At 51.2% G+C, this 23,620-nt stretch carries 21 protein-coding genes and 1 tRNA gene; 15 read left to right on the forward strand and 7 right to left on the reverse strand.

The genetic code is table 11. From position 1 onward, the window contains the following. The first annotated feature begins 8 nt into the window (after window positions 1-8). On the forward strand, window positions 9-443 hold the full coding sequence (gene yciA / locus ACTHTA_RS03360; RefSeq protein WP_308887372.1) for an acyl-CoA thioester hydrolase YciA: 435 nt from the start codon (window positions 9-11) through the stop codon (window positions 441-443). Window positions 444-689: 246 nt separating this feature from the next. Next, window positions 690-1,481, forward strand: coding sequence for a formate/nitrite transporter family protein (locus ACTHTA_RS03365; RefSeq protein ID WP_308887373.1), 792 nt, complete (start codon window positions 690-692; stop codon window positions 1,479-1,481). Window positions 1,482-1,635: 154 nt separating this feature from the next. On the opposite strand, the gene ACTHTA_RS03370 is transcribed toward ACTHTA_RS03365, so the two are convergent. Both ACTHTA_RS03370 and ACTHTA_RS03375 read right to left on the reverse strand, forming a co-directional pair. Continuing rightward, window positions 1,636-1,712: transfer RNA gene (locus tag ACTHTA_RS03370), tRNA-Pro, on the reverse strand. Window positions 1,713-1,866: 154 nt separating this feature from the next. Beyond that, entirely contained in the window at window positions 1,867-3,390 is a 1,524-nt protein-coding gene (locus ACTHTA_RS03375) for a fumarate hydratase (RefSeq protein ID WP_308887374.1), read from the reverse strand. Window positions 3,391-4,234: 844 nt separating this feature from the next. Here ACTHTA_RS03375 and ACTHTA_RS03380 point away from each other — a divergent pair. The 5 genes from ACTHTA_RS03380 (at window position 4,235) to trkA (ending at window position 11,207) form a co-directional block, all read left to right on the forward strand. Continuing rightward, the gene (locus tag ACTHTA_RS03380) at window positions 4,235-4,873 is read left to right on the forward strand and encodes a 2Fe-2S iron-sulfur cluster-binding protein (protein WP_308111370.1); all 639 of its coding nucleotides are present in this window, start codon (window positions 4,235-4,237) and stop codon (window positions 4,871-4,873) included. After that, window positions 4,873-6,501 carry an FAD-binding protein gene (locus ACTHTA_RS03385; RefSeq protein WP_440364249.1) on the forward strand — a complete coding sequence of 543 codons (1,629 nt, stop codon included), beginning with the start codon at window positions 4,873-4,875 and terminating at the stop codon, window positions 6,499-6,501. Before ACTHTA_RS03380 ends, ACTHTA_RS03385 begins: the two co-directional genes overlap by 1 nt. Further along, window positions 6,498-7,751, forward strand: coding sequence for a complex I 51 kDa subunit family protein (locus tag ACTHTA_RS03390; protein ID WP_045075738.1), 1,254 nt, complete (start codon window positions 6,498-6,500; stop codon window positions 7,749-7,751). Before ACTHTA_RS03385 ends, ACTHTA_RS03390 begins: the two co-directional genes overlap by 4 nt. A 494-nt stretch (window positions 7,752-8,245) precedes the next feature. Next, window positions 8,246-9,697 (forward strand): DASS family sodium-coupled anion symporter, encoded by a 1,452-nt coding sequence (locus tag ACTHTA_RS03395; protein WP_308887377.1) that lies wholly within the window; start codon window positions 8,246-8,248, stop codon window positions 9,695-9,697. A 97-nt stretch (window positions 9,698-9,794) separates the two neighbouring features. Continuing rightward, entirely contained in the window at window positions 9,795-11,207 is a 1,413-nt protein-coding gene (trkA, locus tag ACTHTA_RS03400) for a Trk system potassium transporter TrkA (protein WP_440364250.1), read from the forward strand. Between the two features lie 77 nt (window positions 11,208-11,284). On the opposite strand, the gene lgt is transcribed toward trkA, so the two are convergent. Next, window positions 11,285-12,145 carry a prolipoprotein diacylglyceryl transferase gene (lgt, locus tag ACTHTA_RS03405; protein ID WP_004520768.1) on the reverse strand — a complete coding sequence of 287 codons (861 nt, stop codon included), beginning with the start codon at window positions 12,143-12,145 and terminating at the stop codon, window positions 11,285-11,287. Window positions 12,146-12,219: 74 nt separating this feature from the next. Then, window positions 12,220-13,350, reverse strand: coding sequence for a M14 family metallopeptidase (locus ACTHTA_RS03410; RefSeq protein WP_049328682.1), 1,131 nt, complete (start codon window positions 13,348-13,350; stop codon window positions 12,220-12,222). Window positions 13,351-13,524: 174 nt separating this feature from the next. Here ACTHTA_RS03410 and argB point away from each other — a divergent pair, with 174 nt between their 5' ends. From argB to ACTHTA_RS03435, 5 genes are all read left to right on the forward strand, one after another. Continuing rightward, entirely contained in the window at window positions 13,525-14,412 is an 888-nt protein-coding gene (gene argB, locus ACTHTA_RS03415; protein WP_049328699.1) for an acetylglutamate kinase, read from the forward strand. Between the two features lie 261 nt (window positions 14,413-14,673). Further along, window positions 14,674-15,960: a phosphopyruvate hydratase gene (eno, locus tag ACTHTA_RS03420; protein ID WP_308887382.1), complete on the forward strand. Its 1,287-nt coding sequence runs from the start codon at window positions 14,674-14,676 to the stop codon at window positions 15,958-15,960. A gap of 23 nt (window positions 15,961-15,983) precedes the next feature. Next, window positions 15,984-16,259: a cell division protein FtsB gene (gene ftsB / locus ACTHTA_RS03425; protein ID WP_003679613.1), complete on the forward strand. Its 276-nt coding sequence runs from the start codon at window positions 15,984-15,986 to the stop codon at window positions 16,257-16,259. Between the two features lie 101 nt (window positions 16,260-16,360). Further along, on the forward strand, window positions 16,361-16,852 hold the full coding sequence (locus ACTHTA_RS03430) for a DUF1841 family protein (protein WP_440364168.1): 492 nt from the start codon (window positions 16,361-16,363) through the stop codon (window positions 16,850-16,852). 112 nt (window positions 16,853-16,964) lie between these two features. Further along, on the forward strand, window positions 16,965-17,672 hold the full coding sequence (locus ACTHTA_RS03435; protein ID WP_308887383.1) for an SIMPL domain-containing protein: 708 nt from the start codon (window positions 16,965-16,967) through the stop codon (window positions 17,670-17,672). Between the two features lie 73 nt (window positions 17,673-17,745). Here the strand turns inward: ACTHTA_RS03435 and ACTHTA_RS03440 are convergent, their stop codons facing one another. The 3 genes from ACTHTA_RS03440 to ACTHTA_RS03450 form a co-directional block, all read right to left on the reverse strand. After that, on the reverse strand, window positions 17,746-18,273 hold the full coding sequence (locus ACTHTA_RS03440; RefSeq protein WP_003685741.1) for a single-stranded DNA-binding protein: 528 nt from the start codon (window positions 18,271-18,273) through the stop codon (window positions 17,746-17,748). 1 nt (window position 18,274) lies between these two features. Continuing rightward, window positions 18,275-19,657 carry an MFS transporter gene (locus ACTHTA_RS03445; protein WP_254321814.1) on the reverse strand — a complete coding sequence of 461 codons (1,383 nt, stop codon included), beginning with the start codon at window positions 19,655-19,657 and terminating at the stop codon, window positions 18,275-18,277. Between the two features lie 200 nt (window positions 19,658-19,857). Then, window positions 19,858-20,481: a lytic transglycosylase domain-containing protein gene (locus ACTHTA_RS03450; RefSeq protein WP_039863563.1), complete on the reverse strand. Its 624-nt coding sequence runs from the start codon at window positions 20,479-20,481 to the stop codon at window positions 19,858-19,860. A gap of 173 nt (window positions 20,482-20,654) precedes the next feature. Here ACTHTA_RS03450 and ppx point away from each other — a divergent pair, with 173 nt between their 5' ends. The 3 genes from ppx (at window position 20,655) to truB (ending at window position 23,605) form a co-directional block, all read left to right on the forward strand. Beyond that, window positions 20,655-22,163, forward strand: a complete 1,509-nt coding sequence (ppx, locus tag ACTHTA_RS03455; protein WP_440364167.1) for an exopolyphosphatase — start codon at window positions 20,655-20,657, stop codon at window positions 22,161-22,163. Window positions 22,164-22,250: 87 nt separating this feature from the next. After that, complete coding sequence (rbfA, locus tag ACTHTA_RS03460) at window positions 22,251-22,622, forward strand: 30S ribosome-binding factor RbfA (protein ID WP_440364166.1); 372 nt, start codon at window positions 22,251-22,253, stop codon at window positions 22,620-22,622. Between the two features lie 68 nt (window positions 22,623-22,690). Then, window positions 22,691-23,605, forward strand: a complete 915-nt coding sequence (gene truB / locus ACTHTA_RS03465) for a tRNA pseudouridine(55) synthase TruB (RefSeq protein ID WP_440364170.1) — start codon at window positions 22,691-22,693, stop codon at window positions 23,603-23,605. The last annotated feature ends 15 nt before the right edge of the window (window positions 23,606-23,620 follow it).

Raw genomic sequence — 23,620 nt, forward strand, 5'->3', positions numbered from 1 at the left:
GATTATTTATGGCTGGCAACAAACAAACACATGCTGCACCAGAAGGACAACTTTTATTGCGTACGGTAGCCATGCCGCGCGATACCAATCCTAATCAGGATATCTTCGGCGGCTGGATTATGTCGCAAATGGATCTGGGCGGCGGTATTTTGGCGGCAGAAATCGCACAGGGACGAATTGTAACCGTAGCCGTTCAAGAAATGAATTTCATCAGACCGGTAAAGGTCGGCAACGTTGTATGTTGCTACGGTCATTGCGTCCGCGTAGGCAATACTTCTTTGCAACTAAAAATCGAAGTATGGGTGAAGACTTTGATGAACGATATGGTAACGGAAGACCGCCAACTGGTCACCGAAGCCGTGTTCACTTACGTCGCCATCGATGCACAAGGCAATCCGCGCCCTATTCCTCGCGAAGGCAATGCAAAGCTGGCACATTTGTAAGTTTAAAAATTCAAAACAAGGCCGTCTGAAACCTCAACGTTCAGACGGCCTTTTTTAATACAGAAGCAAAATGTAATAATATTTCTTTTGAGCTAAAGCAGGGCGACGTATCTGTTTTTTAGATTTAATTCAGGCTGATTGATAAAACAAAGACCGTACACCGGCTCCTTATAACACTGCCCTACCGCGACAGTTTGCGCCACTTTTGAAACGGCGTTCCCTCCTCAACCCACTTTAAGGAACATCATGGCTTCGCGCGATTTATACCCACAGGAAATTTTACAGGTTGTTCTCGACAAAAGCTGCGCCAAAGCACAATCCAGCATTCCCACACTGGCAATCTTGAGCGTTTTAGCCGGCGGATACATCGGCTTTGGATATCTTGCCTATTTAAAAGTAGTCAGCGGCATACCTCATGAATGGAGTGGTTTTGCCACTTTACTCGGCGCAGCCGTGTTCCCAATCGCCTTGATTTGCATCCTGCTTGGCGGCGGCGAGCTGGTAACCAGCAACATGATGATCATGTCTTTAGGCAGATTGGCCGGACGGATTTCCTCCAAAATGCTGCTGCGCAACTGGGTTATCGTCTGTATGGGCAATTTGGTGGGCACGCTGGCGATGGCTTTTTTCCTCGGATACTATGTCGGTATGATTGAAGGCAGCATGGCAGAAAAAACCATTGCCGTGGCGGAAGCAAAAGTCCATATGGATTTCGGCCGCGCTTTTGTATCGGCAGTAGCATGTAACTGGATGGTCTGTATGGGCGCGTGGTTGCACTTTGCCGCTAAAAACACAACCGGACGAATGCTGGCCATTTGGTTCCCCATCATGATTTTCGTATTAAACGGCTTCCAACACCTTGTCGCCAATATGTTCGTTATCCCAGCGGGTATTTTGGCAGGCGCAAACATCACTTGGGGGCAGTTTTTCTTCAACATGATTCCCGTATTCTTGGGCAATGTCGTCGGTGGCGCATCCTTTGTCGGTGCATCTTATCTTTATACTTATAGAGATACGCTAAAAGATAGTGCCGAATAGCCCTGCTTTAGAAACAACAAAACCTGCTTTGAGAAAGCAGGTTTTGTTTCAGACGGCATTGTTATTAAGTTTTAAAATCCATTCGGACACATTATTCAGATAAATCATCCAAACGAAAAAAGAGCCGTTTTTAAAACGGCTCTTTCCAATTCTTTGGTCGGAGTGAAAGGATTCGAACCTTCGACCCCTTGCACCCCATGCAAGTGCGCTACCAGACTGCGCCACACTCCGACTCGATAAGCTGTGAATTCTAGTTTCAAACGCTGATTTTGACAAGTGCTTTTTAGAAAGGGAAATTTACTCGTTTGAAAACATTTGAATTATTTATAAGCAAAAAAAGGCCGTCTGAAATCATTCAGACGGCCTTTGATTATTCAGTCAAATATCAAGCTTCAACCGGAATAATACCGATTTTGGCCTGCCATTGTTTTGGCGCAATGGCATGAACCGATTCGCCGTTGCTATCTACCGCAACAGTCACAGGCATGTCTTTGACTTCAAATTCGTAAATCGCTTCCATACCCAATTCTGGGAACGCCAAGACTTTAGATGCTTTAATGGCTTTGGCAACCAAATATGCCGCGCCGCCGACAGCCATCAGGTAAACAGCTTTGTTATCGGCAATGGCTTGGCAAGTTGCTGCGCCACGTTCGGATTTACCGATCATACCCAAGAGGCCGGTTTGTTCCAGCATTTGGCGGGTAAATTTATCCATACGGGTGGAAGTAGTCGGACCGGCTGGGCCAACAACTTCGTCACGGACTGGATCAACCGGGCCGACGTAGTAAATCAGTTTGTTGGTGAAATCTACCGGTAATTCTTCGCCTTTGTTGAGCATATCAACCAAACGTTTGTGCGCGGCATCGCGGCCGGTCAGGATTTTACCGTTCAGCAACAATACGTCGCCGGTTTTCCATGTGGCCACTTCTTCTTTGGTCAGGTTGTTGACATCGACTCGTTTGCCGTTGTCAGGGCTGTAAGTCAGATCCGGCCAGTCTTCCAAAGATGGGGCTTCCAGTTTGGCCGGGCCTGAGCCGTCCAATTCAAATTCGATGTGGCGGGTTGCCGCGCAGTTTGGAATCATGGCAATCGGTTTGGAAGCCGCGTGGGTTGGGTAGTCAAGAATTTTGACATCCAGCACGGTGCTCAAACCGCCCAAACCTTGTGCGCCGATGCCCAAGGCATTTACTTTTTTGTAGAGTTCCAAGCGCAGGGCTTCGGTAGTAGACAATTCTGCACCGAAATCGGCTTTTTCTTTGAGTTCCTGAATATCGATATGGCTCATCAGACTTTCTTTTGCCATCAACACTGCTTTTTCAGGCGTACCGCCGATGCCGATACCCAAGATGCCCGGAGGACACCAGCCTGCACCCATTTGTGGAACGGTTTTCAATACCCAATCAACGATATTGTCTGAAGGGTTGAGCATGGCAACTTTGGTTTTGTTTTCAGAACCGCCGCCTTTGGCTGCGCAAGTGACTTCAACTTTATCGCCTTTTACGATTTCCATGTGTACAACGGCAGGGGTGTTGTCTTTGGTATTTTGACGTTTGCCAGCCGGGTCGGCCAATACAGAGGCACGCAGTTTGTTGTCAGGATAGGTGTATGCACGGCGTACGCCTTCGTTAACCATTTCCTGTACGCTCATCTCGGCATCCCACTGTACATCCATACCCACTTTCAAGAATACGGTTGCAATACCGGTATCCTGACAAATCGGACGATGGCCTTCAGCACACATACGGCTATTGACCAAAATTTGCGCCATCGCATCTTTGGCCGCAGGGTTTTCTTCTTTTTGATAAGCCTTATACAAAGCCTGAATGTAGTCTTTAGGATGGTAGTAGCTGATGAATTGGAAAGCGTCAAAAATACTTTGGATAAAGTCTTCTTGCTTGATGACGGTCATGATTGTGTTCCTTTTCGGAGTCATGGTAGGGAGGATTTGTTTATTTCTTTAAGAGACCGATTTTTTCAGACGGCCTTCAATAGTGTAATAGTGCTTTCAAATGAATGACCCAGACAATATCATTTTCATACCTTATTGATTTAAATGAAATTTAATATCGCATTAAATTACTTGGTTATTGATAATCTATATCCACTAGCCATTCACTTAAATAGAAGTAAAATTACATTGTTTTTAAATGATAATCTTATTGCAAGGCCGTCTGAAAATATTTGCCTTAAGTATCTGAGAAAGAAATTTAGTAGCTTGTATTTAAAAGGAAACCACCAAAATTTCAGACAGCCTTTCTTATTTTCCAATACAATACACAATTGTAAAATCCGTGTCATTTTCTCCCTCAATCTTCTTGACTGATATCAAACTTGTTTGATTTTCTGAAATTTTATAACAGTCTTTTCACTTGCTTACGCAACAAAATATTATTCAATATATACAACAATCTATGCAAAATTATCTAATATATAACAATGATTTTTACTAGCAAATAGACGAATATTTTAAAATTTATACTAAAAAAGTAATTTTATTTTATATTTAAAATCAAATAATTGAGATAAATTTGTCTAAATAATAGGCATATTTTGTTTACAATAATTCCTCTATAAAACCTTAGGTTATCCCTATACTAAATTCTAATACACTTCGACTCATACAGATAAATATTGATTTTAAAAGAATTTCTGAGTAAGTAACTTGGATATTTCCTCACACGCAATAAATGTAATGAAAATACAATTAATCAAATTATCCACTATTCCAACTTCCAATTTCACAGGAACAAACCATGAGTGAAAATTTGTTAACCCTGACCATAGACGGCCATGAAGTCAAAGCTTCCGCCGACTCGTCAATCATTCAGGCCTATGCCCGTGCCGGCAGCGCGATTACTGCCAACATCGGTTGTATGGGGCAAGGCGTGTGCGGTTCGTGCCGCTGTATGATCCGCAAGGAAGGCGAGCGCGAGGTAACGACTGCGTTGGCGTGTGAAACCAAAGTCGAAGAAGGGATGCAGGTCAGCTTCTTAGACTACTTCATTCCCGAGCATATTCAATATTACGACGTGAGCGAGGTCGGCGACGGCTGGAACTGGCTGGACGACACCGCCAAAGCCTTCCCCGAAGCGCAACACTGCCGTCATTGCGGCGGCTGCAACCGCGCCTGTCCCAAAGGTTTGGAAGTGGAAAACGGCGTAGTGCAAGTGGTATCAGGAGATTTTGGCGCGGCTGCGCTGACCTTCGACCAATGCGTGATGTGCAACCTCTGCACCCTTTCCTGCCCCGAACACATCCGTCCGAACCACTTAGGCTTGTTCGCCCGCCGTATGAAAGCGGCGCGCACGCTGCGTCCGGTGGATTTGATGCGCCGTCTGCGCGAAATCGACAGCGGCAAAATGAAAGTCGAATTTGAAGAGGAGGCAATGTGATGGCGAACGAAATCCAAGGCATAGACTATGAAACCGCCCTTGCCAACCTGCGCGCTTCCTCATTGGAACTGCGTGGCGACCTGCCGGAAAAAAACGAATTGTTGAGCCAGTTTCACCCCGACTATCAGGCCAATGCACGCGTCAAACTGCCCATCGGTCCGAACACGGGCGATTACTGCCATCCTGATTTGGCGAAACTGCTGATCAGTCATCCGCTGATTGACGACTATGATTTGTCGGGCGCGGAACACTTGAACACCGACGTATTGGTGATCGGCGGCGGCGGTGCGGGTGCGGCGGCAGCATTGTCTGCGACCGAAGCAGGCGCGCGCGTGATTATGGCAAACAAGCTGCGTATCGGCGACAGCAATACCGTGATGGCCGAAGGCGGCATTCAGGCTGCTGTCGGCGCGGAAGACAGCTTGCAGCAACACTTTGACGACACCATCAAAGGCGGCCACAACGCAGGCAAGAAAGAATTGGTGGCGCAAATGGTTACCGACGCGCCGTCCGCCATCCGCTGGCTGATCGGTTTGGGCATGACTTTCGACCTTGCCAAAGGCGCGGACAGCAACGGCATGTTGAGCCGCAAACGTGCAGGCGGTACGACCGTGCCGCGCATCCTGAGCTACCGCGACTTTACCGGCCTCAAAATGATGCGCGTGCTGCGCGAGGCGGTCGAACTCAACGAAAATATTATCCAGCTCAACCGCCACCCCGCCATCGAATTATTGTCGGACGAACACGGCCGCTGCGTCGGCGCGATTTTGTACGATTTGGAAAAACGCTCTTTGGTATTGGTTCACGCCCAAGCCGTGGTATTGGCGACCGGCGGCAGCGGACGGCTGCATTTGCAGGGTTTCGCCACTTCCAACCACTACGGTGCAACCGCCGACGGTTTGGTGATGGCATACCGCATCGGCGCAAAACTGCGCGACATCGATTCATTCCAATACCATCCGACCGGCGTCGCCCATCCGCCGCACTTGGCAGGCGCGCTGATTTCCGAAGCCGTGCGCTCCGCAGGCACCAAACTGGTCAACGGTTTGGGCGAACGTTTTGTTGACGAATTGCAACCGCGCGACGTTGTTGCCGCTGCGATTCTGCGCGAATGCCGCGAAGGTCGCGGCGTAGTACGCGACGGACAAGTCGGCGTATTCCTCGACACCCCGCGCCTGATTGCTAACGACCCTGACGTATTGAACCGTTTGGTAACACTCGGCCACGTTGCCCACAAATGCGGCATTGACCCTGCTGTTGAGCCAGTCATGATTCATCCGACCCTGCACTATCAAAACGGCGGTATCGAAATCAACGGCGACGGCGCGACCTGCGTCGAAGGCCTCTATTGTGCCGGCGAAGTAACCGGCGGTATCCACGGCCGCAACCGCTTAATGGGCAACGCGCTTTTGGACATCATCAGCTTCGGCCGCCGCGCGGGTAAAGCCGCCGCAAATTGCGGCCTGCCGCTGAAAAAAGTGCGCGGCGGTGTCGGACACGTCCACGATCTGCAACGCGAAATGACCCGTGCCGGACTGACCAGCGACATCAAAGCCCCCGTTTTATATCCCGACTACGGCAAATTCGATTTGCGCGAACACGCCGGTTTGCAGGAGCAACAATCATGAACCAAGCCAATCAAAACTTACTGCACCCGTCCCGCCAAGTCGGCGCGGATTTGGCCGCGTGGCGTAAAGTCGGCGGCGGCGAAGGTCTGCTGGCGGCGCTTGCCGATCCTCAAAGCATCGTTTCCAAGCTGCAAGACGCCAACCTCTGCGGCATGGGCGGCGCAGGTTTCCCGACCTGGCGCAAATGGGAGGCGGCCGTTGCCGCACAAAGCAAACACGGCGACAAATACGTCGTCTGTAATGCCAACGAAGACGAACCGGGTACGTTCAAAGACCGCGTGCTGCTGGCGAAAACGCCGCACCAAGTCATCGAGGGCGTACTGATTGCCGCCGTCGCCTGCCGCGCCAACAAAGCGATTATGTATGTCAACCCGCACCAGACCGAATCCATTGCCTCCATCGTACCCGCCATCGAGCAATGGAAAAAAAGCGATTTGTTCATCCGCATCGAAAACTATCTGGGCAAACCTTTAGACCTGAAATTGGTCGAAACTTCAGGCCGCTACATCGGCGGCGAAGAAACCGCCGTGATTTCATGGTTGGAAGGCGGTTTCCCGTTCCCGCGCCGCAAACCGCCGTTCCCCGCCGAAAGCGGCGTAGAAGGCGAACCGACCTTAATCAACAACACCGAAACCTTCGCCAACATCCCGCAAATCCTTGCCAAAGGCGCGGAATGGTACAAATCGCTGGGTTTGGGCGATGCCGCAGGCACGAAACTCTACTCGCTTTCCGGCGATGTATTGAATCCGGGCCTGTACGAACTGCCGATGGGCACGACCCTACAATCGCTGATTTTCGACCACGGCGGCGGTATGCTCGAAGGGCGCACGTTTAAAGCCGTCTTCACCGGCGGCCCGTCAAACACGCTTCTGACCGCGAAAGATTTGGACGTGCCTTTGGACTTCGTGTCCGTGCGCGAACGCAAATCCAGCCTCGGTACGGGCGCGATGATTGTGATTTCCGAGGGAACCAGCGTGGTGCGCAAAGTGGCTGAGTATGTGGAATTTTTTGCGTCCAACTCATGCGGACAATGCCCGCCGTGCAAAGGCGGCACGTTCCAACTTTCACGCCTGCTCAACCGCGTGGATACCGGCATCGGCACTTCAGACGACCTCCGCGCCTTGCAAAGCCTGTGCCAACTGCTGCCCCGAAGCGGCCGCTGCGGCCTGATTGACGGCGCAGTTACCGTGTTGCAAAGCTCACTGCGTACCTTCCCCGAAGAGTACGGCCTGCCGGCGGAGCAGGATTAATCCGATACGGCGTTTCAGACGACCTTTTGTATTATGGGAGGTCGTCTGAAAAATACCTGTAGCAACTGTATTTTTCCCCCGTCAGGCAAAAATACAGTTGCTACTAAAACTGAAGTTTTGCCCTCTCCCTAACCCTCTCCCACGGGGAGAGGGAACAGATTGCAGAAAATCTGATAACGGTCAATTTTCAGCACCATTATTCCCTCTCCCACGGGGAGAGGGGACAGATTGCAGAAAATCCGATAATAGTTGATTTTCAGCGCCATTATTCCCTCTCCCCGTGGGAGAGGGTTAGGGAGAGGGCAAAACGCAATAACCTAAAAAACGTCGTCTGAAAAAGATGGCAACAAAAAATACGCATTACCCAAATACCCAAAAGAAAAACATAAAAAACAACTGCTGCCAAATACGTTTCAGACGGCCTTTCCCCGCTCAAACGGACACACGTCGTCTGAAATCCGATTTCCCCAATACCTCAAACTAGGAGACTCAACATGGGCTTCAAGCCAATTCCTGCTGCGGTTGCGCTCGCGCTGACGCTGATTATCTGGTTCGTCATCCCCGTGCCGCAGGGCGTATCGCCTGACGCATGGCACCTTTTGGCGTTGTTCGTCGGCATCATCGCCGGCATCATCGGCAAAGCCATGCCCATCGGCGCAATGGCGATTTTGGGCATTACCTTGGTCGCGCTGACCGGCGTTACCAACGAAAAAGCCGCCGACGCAACCAAAGACGCTCTGAGCAGCCTCAACAACTCGTTAATCTGGATGATCGGTATCGCCATCATCATTTCGCGCGGTTTGTTGAAAACCGGCTTGGGGATGCGTATCGGCTACCTTCTGATTTCCCTTTTCGGCAAACGAACGCTGGGCGTAGGTTACAGCTTAGCACTGGCGGACTTGGTCATCGGTCCGGTTACGCCGAGCAACACCGCGCGCGGCGGCGCCATCGTGCACCCGATTATGCGTTCCATCGCCCTGAGTTTCGATTCCGACCCCGAAAAAGGCACAGAGGGTAAAATCGGTAAATACCTCGCGCTGGTCAACTACCACGCCAACATTATCACCTGCTGTATCTTCATTACCGCGACCGCGCCCAACCCGCTGGTCGTCGAATTGGTTGCCAAAGCCACCAATTCGGAAATCCACCTCTCTTGGGGCACATGGTTCGCCGCCATGGTCGTACCCGGCCTGATTGCCATGTTCCTGATGCCGCTGGTGCTGTATTTCCTGTATCCGCCCGAAATCAAACAAACGCCTAACGCAACCGCCCTTGCCAAAGAAAAACTGAAAGAAATGGGCGCGATGAAGCGCGACGAAAAAATCATGCTCGGCATTTTCGTGATTCTGCTGCTTTTGTGGGCAGGCGTTCCCGAAATGTTGTTCGGCGTGAAAGTCGATGCCACCGCCACCACCTTCCTCGGTCTCTCCCTGTGTCTGCTCACCGGCGTACTGACTTGGGACGACGCGCTGAAAGAAAAAGGCGCGTGGGACACCATCGTCTGGTTTGCCGCCTTGGTCATGATGGCGAACTTCCTCAACAAATTGGGACTGATTGCATGGCTGTCCGAATCGCTGCAGGGCGGCATTTCCCATCTCGGCTTGGGTTGGGAAGCCGGCTGCACTCTGTTGGTACTCGCCTACCTCTACGCCCACTACGTTTTCGCCAGCGGCACGGCACACGTTACCGCGATGTTCGGCGCGTTCTACGGCGCAGGCCTCGCCTTGGGTGCACCACCAATGCTGTTTGCCCTGGTTATGGCATCCGCTACCGGCATCATGATGTCACTGACCCACTACGCCACTGGTTCCGCTCCTGTCATTTACGGCTCCAACTATGTGACCATGACCGAATGGTGGAAAGCCGGCTTCATCATGAGTGTGCTTGAAATCCTGATATTCTGCACTGTCGGTATCTTGTGGTGGAAAGTTTTGGGCTACTGGTAACTCTTTAGCTGATTAAGAAAATTCAGGCCGTCTGAAAACTCCAATTTCAGACGGCCTTTTGTTACAATTTCATTTTTACCGAACACACTCAATTACCGTGAAAATACTCATCCTCGGCAGCGGCCAAGTCGGCTCGACCGTCGCCCAAAACCTTGCCTCCGTTCCCAGCAACGACGTCACTATTATCGACATCGACGAAAAAGCGCTCAACCGTATCAGCAGCCGCCTTGATGTCCAAACCATCGTCGGCAACGGCGCATCGCCCTTTACCCTCGAACAGGCAGGTGCGGCGGACTCCGACCTCCTGCTTGCCCTGACCCGCAGCGACGAAACCAACATCGTTGCCTCCAAAATCGCCGCCGACCTGTTCAACATCCCCAGCCGTATTGCACGCGTACGCTCAAGCGAATACCTCGAATATCCGGTTGCCGGCAGCGACAAACCCGAAGAAGGCAGCCTCAACATCTTCGGCATTACCGAAACCATCAGCCCCGAACAGCTAGTTACCGAACAACTCGTCGGACTGCTCAACTACACCAGCTCATTGCAGGTACTCAGTTTCGCCAACGATAAAGTGCGCATGGTGATTGTTCAAGCCCGCAAAGGCGGGTTGCTGATCGGGCGTGAAATTGCCGACATCAACCAGCACCTGCTCGAAGGCGTTGACTGCCAAATCTGCGCCATCTACCGCAACAACCGCCTGATCGTCCCCACCCCGCAAACCGTCATCATCGAAGGCGATGAAGTCCTGTTTGCCGCCGACATCAACAGCGTTGAAGCCATCATGCGCGAATTGCGTCCGAAAGAAGCGCGTACCCGCCGCATCATGATTGCCGGCGGCGGCAACATCGGCTACCGCCTCGCCAAGCAGCTCGAGTCCAAATACGACATCAAAATCATCGAATACAAACCCCACCGCGCCGAATGGCTTGCCGAGAATCTGGACAACACCCTCGTCCTGCAAGGTTCCGCCACCGACGAAACTCTGCTGGACGAAGAGTACATCGACGAAATCGACGTCTTCTGCGCGCTGACCAACGATGACGAAAACAACATCATGTCCAGCCTGTTGGCGAAAAACCTTGGTGCCAAACGCGTAATTACCATCGTCAACCGCTCAAGCTACGTCGATTTGCTTGAAGGTAACAAAATCGATATCGTTGTTTCCCCCCATCTGATTACCATCGGCTCCATCCTCGCCCACATCCGCCGCGGCGACATCGTTGCCGTCCATCCTCTGCGTCGCGGTACGGCCGAAGCCATTGAAGTGGTGGTACACGGCGATAAAAATACCTCCGCCATCGTCGGCCGCCGTATCAGCGGCATTAAATGGCCGAGCGACTGCTACATTGCCGCCATCGTCCGCGGCGAAACCGGCGAAGTCATCATGGGACACCACACCGAAACCATCCTGCAAGACGGCGACCACATTATCTTCTTCGTTTCACGCCGCCGCGTCTTGCCGGAGTTGGAAAAACTCATTCAAGTCAAAATGGGCTTTTTTGGTTAAACCCGAAATCCGTTTGCTTGAAGCCATAAAAAGGCCGTCTGAAAACCTTTTCAGACGGCCTTTATTTATTGTTTTATTTATGCTTTGGCAACGCTGTTTTTACGGCCAAACCAAACAAAACCAATCGCACCCAATACAATCATCGGCACGCTCAACCATTGACCCATGGACAAACCCAAAGTCAGCAGGCCGAGATAGTCGTCAGGCTGACGGGCAAATTCGGCAATAAAGCGGAACAAACCGTAACCACCCAAGAACAATGCCGCCGTTTGACCAGCCGGACGCGGTTTTTTCGAGAAAATCCAAACGATGACAAACAGGCAAATGCCTTCAAGGGCAAACTGGTAAAGCTGAGACGGATGGCGCGGCAGCATACCGTATTGTTGCAGCCATTCGGCCCACAAAGGATTGTGCGCTGCAGCTTCCGCATCTTCGTAACGCGCTTGCGGGAAACCCATTGCCCAGAAAGCATTGAGCTCGGTCACGCGTCCCCAAAGTTCGCCGTTGATAAAGTTGCCGATACGGCCGGAAGCCAAGCCCAGCGGTACGAGCGGCGCAACGGTATCCATCAATTTTAAAATGCTGATGTTGTGCTTGCGGCCAAACAGCCACATGGCAACGACCACACCCAAGAAGCCGCCATGAAACGACATACCGCCTTCCCATACTTTGAAAATATCCAACGGGTTGGCCAGATAGTCAGAAAATTTATAAAACAAAACGTAGCCGATACGGCCGCCCAAGATGACGCCCAAGATACCCCAAGTCAGGAAATCGTCGAGTGTTTCTTTGGTAAACACAGAATTGCCCTGCGCGATACGGCGACGGCCCAAAATCGTAAACAGGATAAAGCCAACAATATAGCTCAAGGCATACCAGCGGATGGCAAGCGGGCCGATGCTGATCAGCACCGGATCAAACTGGGGATGTATCATCATAATGTGTGTTCCTTATCTCAAAGGCCGTCTGAAAGCCTGAACTTTCAGACGGCCTGTATGCAGTGTCAGATGGTTTAACGCAAATCGCCAACCACATTCAAAATAGCAGACAACATTGCCTCGCCCAAGCGCAGCGAACGTTGGCCGTTCCAGCCGAAATCGTCGTCCGGCAGGTTGGCATTGTCTTTAAACGGCATTTCCAAAGTATAGGCAAGGCAGTTGAAATGATTGCCGACCCAGTTGGTCGCCAAAGTCATGTTTGCCTGACCCGGCGCATCTTTGTCATAGCCGTAATCGTCTTGGAAATCGGGGCTGGCATTGAGCAGCGCAAGTTTGAATTGATCTTCCAAGGCTTCGATGCGCTCGTTGTAGTTCGGCACGCCTTCGGTACCGGCCACAAAGACAAACGGCAGACCTTCATCGCCGTGAATATCCAAGAACAAATCCACGCCGGTTTCCATCATTTTTTCGCGGACGGTAAAGACTTCGGGGCTTCGCTCCAAAGTCGGGGCTTCCCATTCGCGGTTGAGGTTGGCGCCGGCGGCATTGGTGCGCAGATTACCCAAAACCGAACCGTCCGGATTCATATTCGGCACAATGTAGAAAGTCGCGCGGTCAAGCAGCATGCGCGCGGTCGGATCTTGCGGATCAAGCAGGCGGCCCAGCAAACCTTCGACAAACCATTCCGCCATGGTTTCGCCCGGATGTTGACGGGCGATAATCCAGACTTTCATGTCGCTTTCGACTTGGTTGCCGATGGTCAAAAGATTGATGTCGCGGCCTTGAACAGTGCTGCCCAAATCGTCGATACGGCACAAGCCGCTGCCCTGCGCATCGCCCAAAAGGTTCAAATGCTGCTCGTAGGAATAAGGCTCGAAATAAGCGTAGTAAACGCTATTGGACAAAGGCGTATGGTTGATGGTCAACACGCCGTTTTCGTAGCTGGTCGGCACACGGAACCAATTTTGGCGGTCGTAAGAGGCGCAAGCCTGATAGTCCTCCCAGCCCAAAGGATACGCCGCGTCCGCCGCATTTTCAAAATGCATCACGCAGTTTTGATAGGCCGCACCCTGCAAACGGAAGTAAAACCATTGGGCAAACTCCGAAGCATTGTCGGGACGCAGGGCGAGGCGGATATCGGCAGGGTTGCTCAAGTCTTTGACAACGACCGAACCGGCATCGAATTGGGTGCTGATTTTCATCATGGGTATCCTTAGTAATCGGCGAAGAGGCCGAAGCAAACCGTCATTTTACCGTTTGCATGAGGCTGGTTTCAACCATTTAACTGATTTAACAGGATTTCAAGCGCTTGGAAATATTGTTTCAGACGGCCTTTGGGATTAAGATAAAGGCAGAAATCATGAAACAAGGTTGAAACCATGACCCAGCAACAATCTGTCTCCCCTGCCATCAAAGCGCGCGTCCTTGCCGAATCTTTACCTTATATCCGCCGTTTTTCCGGCTCCATCATCGTCATCAAATACGGCGGCAACGCCATGACCGAACCTGCTTTAAAAGAGGGTTTCGCACGCGATGTCGTCCTGCTCAAACTAATCGGCCTGCATCCCGTCATCGTTCACGGCGGCGGTCCGCAAATCAATGAAATGTTAGAAAAAGTCGGTAAAAAAGGGGAGTTTGTTCAAGGCATGCGCGTAACCGACAGCGAAACCATGGACATTGTAGAAATGGTTTTGGGCGGACACGTCAATAAAGAAATCGTTTCCATGATTACCACCTTCGGCGGTCGCGCCGTCGGCATTACCGGCCGAGACAACCACTTCATCAAAGCGGAAAAACTCCTGATCGACACGCCCGAACAAAAAGGTGTGGACATCGGCCAAGTCGGCACAGTAGCCGACATCGATACCCGTTTGGTGGAAGGCTTGGTCGAACGCGGCTGCATTCCGGTCATCGCACCCATCGGCGTAGGTCAAAACGGCGAAGCGTTCAACATCAATGCCGACTTGGTTGCCGGCAAACTGGCGGAAAAACTTCAAGCCGAAAAACTGCTGATGATGACCAATATCCCCGGCGTACTGGATAAAGAAGGCAAATTACTGACTACCCTGACGCCAAGCCGCATTGACGAACTGATTGAAGACGGCACGCTGTACGGCGGTATGCTGCCTAAAATTGCCTCTGCCGTCGAAGCTGCCAAAAGCGGCGTCAAAGCCACGCATATCATAGACGGTCGCGTTCCCAACGCCCTGCTTTTGGAAGTGCTGACCGATGACGGCGTAGGCTCAATGATTTTGGGCGAAGGCTAATCCGCTATTCAGACGGCCTTATGCCTTATTTAATCAGCTTTTCACCCTAAAAAGGGTAAAAAATGTTACACTATACGGCTTATGTTTGTTTGAGCGATATTGACGTGAAACAAACTTACAGTCGGTTTCATACCGACTCCGATGCCATACTTGGCAAAGACGGTATAATGTCTGCATTCATCAGACTTTGGCAATCATCCTTAAGGCCGTCTGAAACGTAACAAAGCTACTTTTCTTTTACCATCCTATTTGGAGATATTCATGAGCGCAATCGTTGATATTTTTGCACGCGAAATTTTGGACTCCCGCGGCAACCCTACCGTAGAGTGTGACGTATTGTTGGAATCCGGCGTTATGGGACGCGCAGCCGTACCAAGCGGCGCATCAACTGGCCAAAAAGAAGCTTTGGAACTGCGTGACGGCGACAAATCCCGTTACTTGGGCAAAGGCGTATTGAAAGCCGTTGACCACGTCAACAACCAAATCGCACAAGCCCTCATCGGTATCGATGCCAACGAACAATCTTATATCGACCAAATCATGATCGAATTGGACGGTACTGAAAACAAAGGCAACTTGGGTGCCAACGCTACTTTGGCCGTTTCTATGGCCGTAGCACGCGCAGCTGCTGAAGATGCAGGCCTGCCTCTATATCGCTACTTGGGCGGCGCAGGCCCAATGGCTCTGCCTGTTCCGATGATGAACGTTATCAACGGCGGCGAACATGCCAACAACAGCCTGAACATCCAAGAATTCATGATCATGCCTGTCGGCGCAAAATCTTTCCGCGAAGCCCTGCGTTGCGGCGCCGAAATTTTCCACGCACTGAAAAAACTGTGTGATGCCAAAGGCTTCCCAACTACCGTGGGCGACGAAGGCGGTTTCGCACCTAACCTGAACAGCCACAAAGAAGCCCTGCAACTGATCGTCGAAGCAACCGAAGCCGTAGGCTACAAAGCAGGCGAAGACGTATTGTTCGCCCTGGACTGCGCATCCAGCGAGTTCTACAAAGACGGCCAATACCATCTGGAAGCCGAAGGCCGCTCTTACACCAGCGCAGAATTTGCCGAATACTTGGAAGGCCTGGTTAACGAATTCCCAATCGTTTCCATCGAAGACGGCATGGACGAAAACGACTGGGAAGGCTGGAAACTGTTGACCGAAAAATTGGGCGGCCGAGTTCAATTGGTCGGCGACGACTTGTTCGTAACCAATCCAAAAATCTTGGCTGAAGGCATCAAAAAAGGTGTGGCAAACGCATTGCTGGTTAAAGTAAACCAAATCGGTACTTTGAGCGAAACCCTGCAAGCCGTTGACTTGGCAAAACGCAACCGCTACACCAGCGTGATGAGCCACCGTTCCGGCGAAACCGAAGACAGCACCATTGCCGACTTGGCCGTTGCCACCAACTGTATGCAAATCAAAACCGGCTCCCTGTCCCGTTCTGACCGCATGGCGAAATACAACCAATTGTTGCGCATCGAAGAAGAATTGGCCGAAGCCGCCTACTACCCTGGCAAAGCCGCATTCTACCAACTGGGCAAATAAGCAGAATATAGGATATTGATTGTATGAAGTGGGTGACTTTTGTTTTAACCTTCGCACTTTTGTGCTGTCAGTACAGCCTTTGGTTTGGCAAAGGCAGCGTCGGGCATACGGAAGAATTGCAGGAGCAGCTCGTCCGTCAGGAGGAAAAAAACCAAACGCTCACTTTACGCAACAATTTCCTCAATGCGGAAGTTGAAGATTTGGCACACGGACAAGAGGCCATCGCCGAAATTGCCCGCGTCGAATTGGGCTATGTCCAAGACGGCGAAGTGTATTACCGAATCATCGACCGCCGCTAAAGCCTGCAAAACAAAGGCCGTCTGAAAACATATGTTTCAGACGGCCTTTTTTATCGTAATCGCTATATAATCACATATCCCAAAATCAAATTACACTCATCATGTATGACGTAAACACCCACGATGTCCGCCGATTCTTTGCCCACGTCTGGCAACACAGGCTCGCGCCGCTCCAATTGGACGGCCTACAACAAAAAGCTTTGCGCATTATCGAAGCCCATCCCGAATACGGACACTATCTCGAAGACATCGAACAATATTTAGATAAAGAATGGTTGCCCGAAGACGGCGAAAGCAACCCATTCCTGCACATGTCGCTACACCTTTCCCTACAAGAACAAAGCGCCATTGATCAGCCCTCGGGCATCCGTGCCATCCACCAACAACTTTGCGCCCGTTACAACGGCGACTGGGTCAAAGCCGAACACGATATGATGGAAGCCTTGGCAGAAACCATCTGGGAAGCACAACGCTACGGACGGGGCCTTGATGTCAACACCTACATGACCCGCTTGCGGAAATTGGTCGGCTTAGGCCAAGAAGAAAAAGCCCGCCTCAATCCCCATGAAGTCGGCTTGATGGATACAAAGTAAATTCTTTTCAGACGGCCTCAACCCATACAAATCCTTACGCTTGCCAAAGCCAACATTTCTATCTTTCATGCTAAATTACTTTTTTAAAATCCGCATTACAAGGAAAACCAAAATGCTCCGCCCAACCCTTACCGCCCTACTCCTAGCTACCTCCCTGCCCGTAGCAGCAGAAAGCCTCAACTACAACATCGTTGAATTTTCCGAATCCGCGAATATGGAAGTGCCGCGGGATACCATGACCGCGCATTTCAGCATCAACGCAGAAGGCAAAGACCGTCAAGCCGTCAACCAAGTCTTCATGAAAAAATTTAACCAGTTCAACAAAATCTCCCAAAACAGCAAATTTAAAGCCGAGCTGATGGAGCGCAACGCATCCCCGCGCTATCAATACACCAACGGCAAACGCACCCAAACCGGCTGGGAAGAACACGCCTACTTCAAAGTAGAAAGCAAAGACTTTGAAGCACTCAACCGCTTGATTGCCGACAGCATCAATATCGCCGTTTTGGAAAGCTCCTCATTTTCCGTATCCAAAGAAAAACGCGAAGAAACCGTCGACCAACTGAGCAAGGCCGTCATCCTGCGCTTCAAAGACCGCGCCCAAAATCTCGCCCAAACGCTCGGCTTCTCCAGCTACAAAATCGTTAAACTCAACCTGGGCCATATCGGCAACCGCCAAGTCGGCGGCGACTTTGCACACGCCAAAATACTGCGTGCAATCCCCGCCGCAGAGATAGCGGCAGGAATAGAAGATGGCATACCTGCCTCCCCCGGTTCGGAAGAGATCAGCCTGACCGTCAGCGGCTCGGTGCAAATGTAGGATTTTCTTTTAAATCATTTAAAAGGCCGTCTGAAAGTATATTTTTCAGACGGCCTTTTTATTTGCTCAATAATTAGAACGGAATATCGTCGTCGATATCATCAACCGGAGCGGTCGGTTGTGCCGGGGCAGGACGACGGGCTGGGGCGGCTGGGGGTTCTTGAGCCGGAGCAGATTGATATTGCTGTTGTGGCGCTTGTTGGTAGCTGCTTTGGCTTGAATGACCGCCTTGATTATAGCCGTCATCGTATGGTGCGCCGCCGCTGTTGTCGTTGCGGCTGCCGAGCATTTTCATCTCATTGGCAATGATGTCGTAAGCGGTGCGCTCGATGCCGTCTTTGCCTTGGTATTTGCGGCTTTGGATACGGCCTTCCAGGTACACTTGGCTGCCTTTACGCAGGTATTGACCGGCGATCTCGGCGAGTTTGCGGTACATGGTGATGTTGTGCCATTCGGTACGTTCTACGCGTTGGCCGTTGCGGTCGTTCCACGTTTCGCTGGTGGCAATGCTGAAGTTACAGACGGCCTCGCCGTTGGGCATATAGCGGACTTCCGGGTCGCGGCCGAGGCGGCCGATGAGGATAACTTTATTCAATGACATTTTACACTCCTGTGATAATTTTTTCGGCGGCCTCTTGGTCGAATCCTTTTTGCAAGGCCTTGATATAAATGGTTTGTTTGTCTGCGCTAAAGCTGATGCTTTCAACGCCTTCAATTTCGGTCAATTTTTGGTAGAGCAAATCCGGATTTTGTTGCCATTCGGCGTTAAGCGGATAGCTGAGGTTTTTGACGGGTTTCGGTGCAGGCGAAATGACTGCCAATACCAGCCACAGCAACATCAATACGCTACAAAAGGCAAATACGCCTGCAAAACCGTATTTTTGGAATAATAAACCACCGGTTGCGCCGCCGACAAACAAGCCGACCGACTGCATGGTGTTATACACGCCCATAGCGGTGCCTTTCAAATCGGACGGAGCGATTTTTGACACCATAGACGGCAGGCTGGCTTCCAACACATTAAAACCAATAAAGTAAACAATCAGATAAGCGGTAATCAACCATACCGAGTGCATTCCGAACAGCAAACCAATTTGCGCCGCGGCAATGCAGACGATACCAAGGATAAACACTTGTTTGAGCTTGTTGCGCGTTTCGCCGACAATAATCAGCGGCACCATAATAATCAGGCCGGTAATGGTTGACGGCAGATATACTTGCCAGTGATGGATTTTTTCCAAACCCAACTGCGTCATGGCAAACGGCAATGCGGTAAATAAAGCCATTTGCGCCGCATGCAAGGCAAAAATACCGAAGTCGAGATTGAGCAGTTGGCGATTTTTCAATACCTCGCCCATACGAGAAGGCTGCGCCTGCGTGTCTTCGTGCATTTTTGACACTTCCGGATCAGGCGTCATCCAGGCAACCACGCCGATACTGATTACAGTCAGAATACCGGTCAGCGCAAACAGGCCGGATACGCCGATAAAGCTGGCAATCATCGGGGCCAGCACTAGGCTGACGGAGAAGGTCAAGCCGATACTCAGACCGATCATCGCCATCGCACGCGTCCGCACTTCGTTACGGGTCAAATCCGCCAGCAAAGCCGTTACCGCCGCGCTGACGGCACCCGCGCCCTGAATGGCACGCGCGGCAACCAACATCTGCAGGCTGTCGGCAACTGCGGCCAAAAAACTACCTGCCGCAAACACAATCAAGCCGGCATAAATCACTTTTTTACGACCGAACTTGTCGGAAGCCATACCTAAAGGCAGCTGCAGCAAAGCCTGTGTCAGCCCGTAAATACCCATCGCCATACCGACCAACGCTTTATTGTTTTCTGCGCCGGGCAACGAAGCGGCATACATCGCCAAGACAGGCAACACCAAAAACATCCCCAACATACGCAGTGCGTAAACACCGGAAAGTGTGGTACTGGCACGCCACTCGTGCGGAAACATTTGAATGCGGTTATCTCTTGCCATAAATAATGTTTCAGACGGCCTTAAGTTTGCGAAAGGCCGTCTGAAAGTGTGAATTAACAGATTTTCTGATTATACAGGATTCAAAGGAATTGCATGGGGTCAAATCGCAAGCTGTTTATCGCAAACCTGCTTCATCGGTATAAAACGGTTACAACAGAAACCAACGTCACGCAAGATCTGCCCTATCCCATTATCCCTAATCAACCCCACTGCCATCTATTTCGCCACGCGCCTAACACGGCATTCGGATATTTGTTACTGCCCAAGCTGCCGTTAAACCTTGCCAAAGCGCGGACAATATTGCCTTTTTCGATATTGTTGTAATGGCGAAGAATGGTGCAGCCATAGCGCAGATTGGTGCGGATATCGAAAAGGTTGTGCGACGGATTGCCGATATAGTTTTTCCAAAACGGCATCACCTGCATCAAACCGCGCGCACCCACGCCGCTGATGGCATATTGGCGAAACGCACTTTCCACTTCAATCAAGCCCAAAATCACTTGAGTATTGAGTCCGGCACGACTGCTTTCATATTGAATATTAACCAACAGGCGGCGGCGCTCGCCCTCATCAGGAATAAAGCGTGCCAATCGGGAAGACATCGCCGCCAACCAACGTTCCCCTTCCCTCGAATCGGCAAACACCAGCCGCGCTGGGCTGGCGCTATTAATCGAACTGCGCATCACGGAAGCCACATCATCGGCCAGCGTTTCTTCACGTTGAGCCCCCGCCCATGCGGTCGCAGGCGTCAAAAGCATGGCTCCGCCGACTTGCAACAGGCGGCGGCGCGATAAAAATAAGGAATCTTGGTTTTCCGATTTCATGTGTTTTCTCTTTTTAGGCCGTCTGAAAAGTTCAGACGGCCTTTGATATACTTGCTTAAAGTCAGCATTATAAAATACATCTATGAGCAGAATCAAAGAGCTGTATACCTTTTATTGTCAAGTGATACCGCCTCAAGTAACATTTAGGTTTTTCGAATCAACCGGTATTTTTTATGACCACCACTCCCGCCAACGTTTTAGCCTCCGTCGACTTGGGTTCCAACAGTTTCCGCCTGCAAATTTGTGAAAACAACAACGGCCAGCTGAAAGTCATCGACTCCTTCAAACAAATGGTTCGCTTTGCCGCCGGCTTGGACGAACAAAAAAACCTGAGCGAAGCCTCTCAAGAACAAGCCTTGGAATGTTTGGCAAAATTTGGCGAACGCCTGCGCGGATTCCAACCTGAAAACGTGCGCGTGGTGGCCACCAACACTTTCCGTGTTGCCAAAAACATCGCCCAATTCCTGCCTCGTGCCGAAGCGGCGCTGGGTTTCCCCATCGAAGTTATTGCCGGCCGTGAAGAAGCGCGTCTGATTTACACCGGCGTAGTGCATACCCTGCCGCCCAAAGGCGACAAAATGCTGGTTATCGACATTGGCGGCGGCTCGACCGAATTTGTCATCGGCTCGGATTTGCAACCGCTGACCACAGAAAGCCTGCCTTTGGGCTGCGTAACGTACAGCATGCGCTTCTTCCAAAACAAAGTGACCACCAAAGATTTCCAAGCCGCCGTTTCCGCCGCGCGTATCGAAATTCAACGCATCAGCAAAATGATGAAGCGCACCGGTTGGGATTTCGCCATCGGCACGTCCGGTTCGGCAAAATCCATACGCGACGTTTTGGCAGCTGAATTGCCGCAAGAAGCCGATATTACCGCCCAAGGCATGCGTTATCTTGCCGATAGGATTATCGAAGCCGGTTCAGTTAAAAAAGCCAAATTTGAAAACCTTAAACCCGACCGCATTGAAGTTTTTGCGGGCGGGTTGGCCGTGATGATGGCCGCTTTTGAAGAACTCTCACTGACCAAAATGACCGTTACCGAAGCCGCACTCCGCGACGGCGTGTTCTACGACTTAATCGGCCGCAGCCTCAATGTCGATATGCGCGAACAGACAACGGCAGAGTTCCAAAAACGCTACCACGTCAGCCTCAACCAAGCCAAACGCGTTGCTGATACCGCGCAAGCCTTCATGAACAGCCTGTGCCACGCCAAAAACGTAACCGTTCAAGAACTTGCCCTGTGGAACCAATACCTCAGCCGTGCAGGCCGTCTGCATGAAATCGGCTTGGATATTGCCCATACCGGCTATCACAAACACTCCGCCTATATTCTCGAAAACGCCGATATGCCGGGCTTCTCACGCAAAGAGCAAACCATTTTGGCGCAACTGGTTATTGGCCATCGCGGCGATCTTAAGAAAATGGCGGACATTATCGGCAACAACGAAATCATGTGGTGTGCCGTATTGTCCCTGCGCCTGGCTGCCCTCTTCTGCCGTTCGCGCCTGCCGCTTGATTTGCCGCCGCAAACCCAGCTTCGCATCGATGAAAACAACCACAGCTTCATCTTGCGTATCAACGCCCAATGGCTGGAACAACACCCCCTCATCGCCGATGCACTGGACTACGAAAGCGCACAATGGCAAAAAATCGATATGCCTTTCTCAGTTCAAGCACAATAAACCGCGCTCCGTTATAATAGGCAGCTGTTCAAAATCCAAACCGCAGGCCGTCTGAAAACGACAGCCTGCCATACATCAAGGAAAACCATGAGAAAACCCCAACGCGGCTACGCCCGCCAAGACCGTGTCAAAGAACAAATCATGCGCGAGCTTGCCGAACTCGTCCGCACCGGCCTGAAAGATCCGCGCACAGGCTTCATCACCATCAACGAAGTCGAAGTCACCCGCGATTACAGCCACGCAACCGTGTTTTACACTGTCCTTGACGACAGCACACGCGACATTACCGAAGAAGCTTTGGAACACGCCAAAGGCCATTTGCGCAGCGAATTGGCCAAACGCATCAAACTCTTCAAAACGCCCGAGTTGCACTTCAAATACGACGAATCACTCGAACGCGGCATGAGCATTTCCAGCCTGATCGACCAAGTAGCGGCGGAAAAACCGGTTGAAGACTGATTGATTAAAACATACAGGCCGTCTGAATGCTTTCAGACGGCCTGAACATTAACACTCCCCTACTTAATATGACAGCCAAACCCACCAAACGCCCGGTCAACGGCGTTCTTCTCCTCGACAAATCCGAAGGCCTTTCCAGCAACACCGCCCTGCAAAAAGCGCGGCGCTTGTTCCGTGCCGAAAAAGCCGGGCATACCGGCGTACTCGATCCTTTGGCCACAGGGCTTTTGCCTGTTTGCTTCGGCGAAGCGACCAAGTTCGCCCAATATCTGATTGATGCCGACAAAGCCTACACCGCCACGCTGAAACTGGGTGAAGCCAGCAGCACAGGTGATGCAGAAGGAGAAATCGTTGCCACTGCACGCGCCGATATTTCATTGTCCAAATTTCAGACGGCCTGCCAAGCTTTAACGGGCGATATCCGCCAAGTGCCGCCTATGTTTTCCGCCCTCAAACACGAAGGCAAACCGCTGTACGAATACGCACGCAAAGGCATTGTTATTGAACGCAAAGCGCGCGATATTACAATTTACGCCATCGATATTACCGAGTTTGACGCGCCCAAAGCCGTCATCGACGTACGTTGCAGCAAAGGCACTTACATCCGCACCCTCAGCGAAGACATCGCCAAACACATCGGCACATTCGCCCACCTGACCGCCCTGCGCCGTACCGAAACCGCAGGCTTTACCATTGCCCAAAGCCACACGCTCGAAGCTTTGGCAGAATTGGACGAAGCCGAACGCGATGCCTTGTTGCTACCTTGCGATGTCTTGGTACAACATTTCCCCAAACTTGAGTTAAACGACTACGCCGTTACCATGCTCAAACACGGCCAACGCCCCCAATTTACCGAAGACATTTCTGCCGAACAGCCCATCCGTGTGTACAGCCGAGACGGCTCATTTATCGGACTGGTGGAATATCAAAAAGAAATAGGCCGTCTGAAAGCCTTGCGCCTGATGAATACCGCCGACAAATAACTTCCTGTAAAGAGA

Source organism: Neisseria sp. P0013.S005, from assembly GCF_051958425.1.
Taxonomy (GTDB): domain Bacteria; phylum Pseudomonadota; class Gammaproteobacteria; order Burkholderiales; family Neisseriaceae; genus Neisseria; species Neisseria subflava.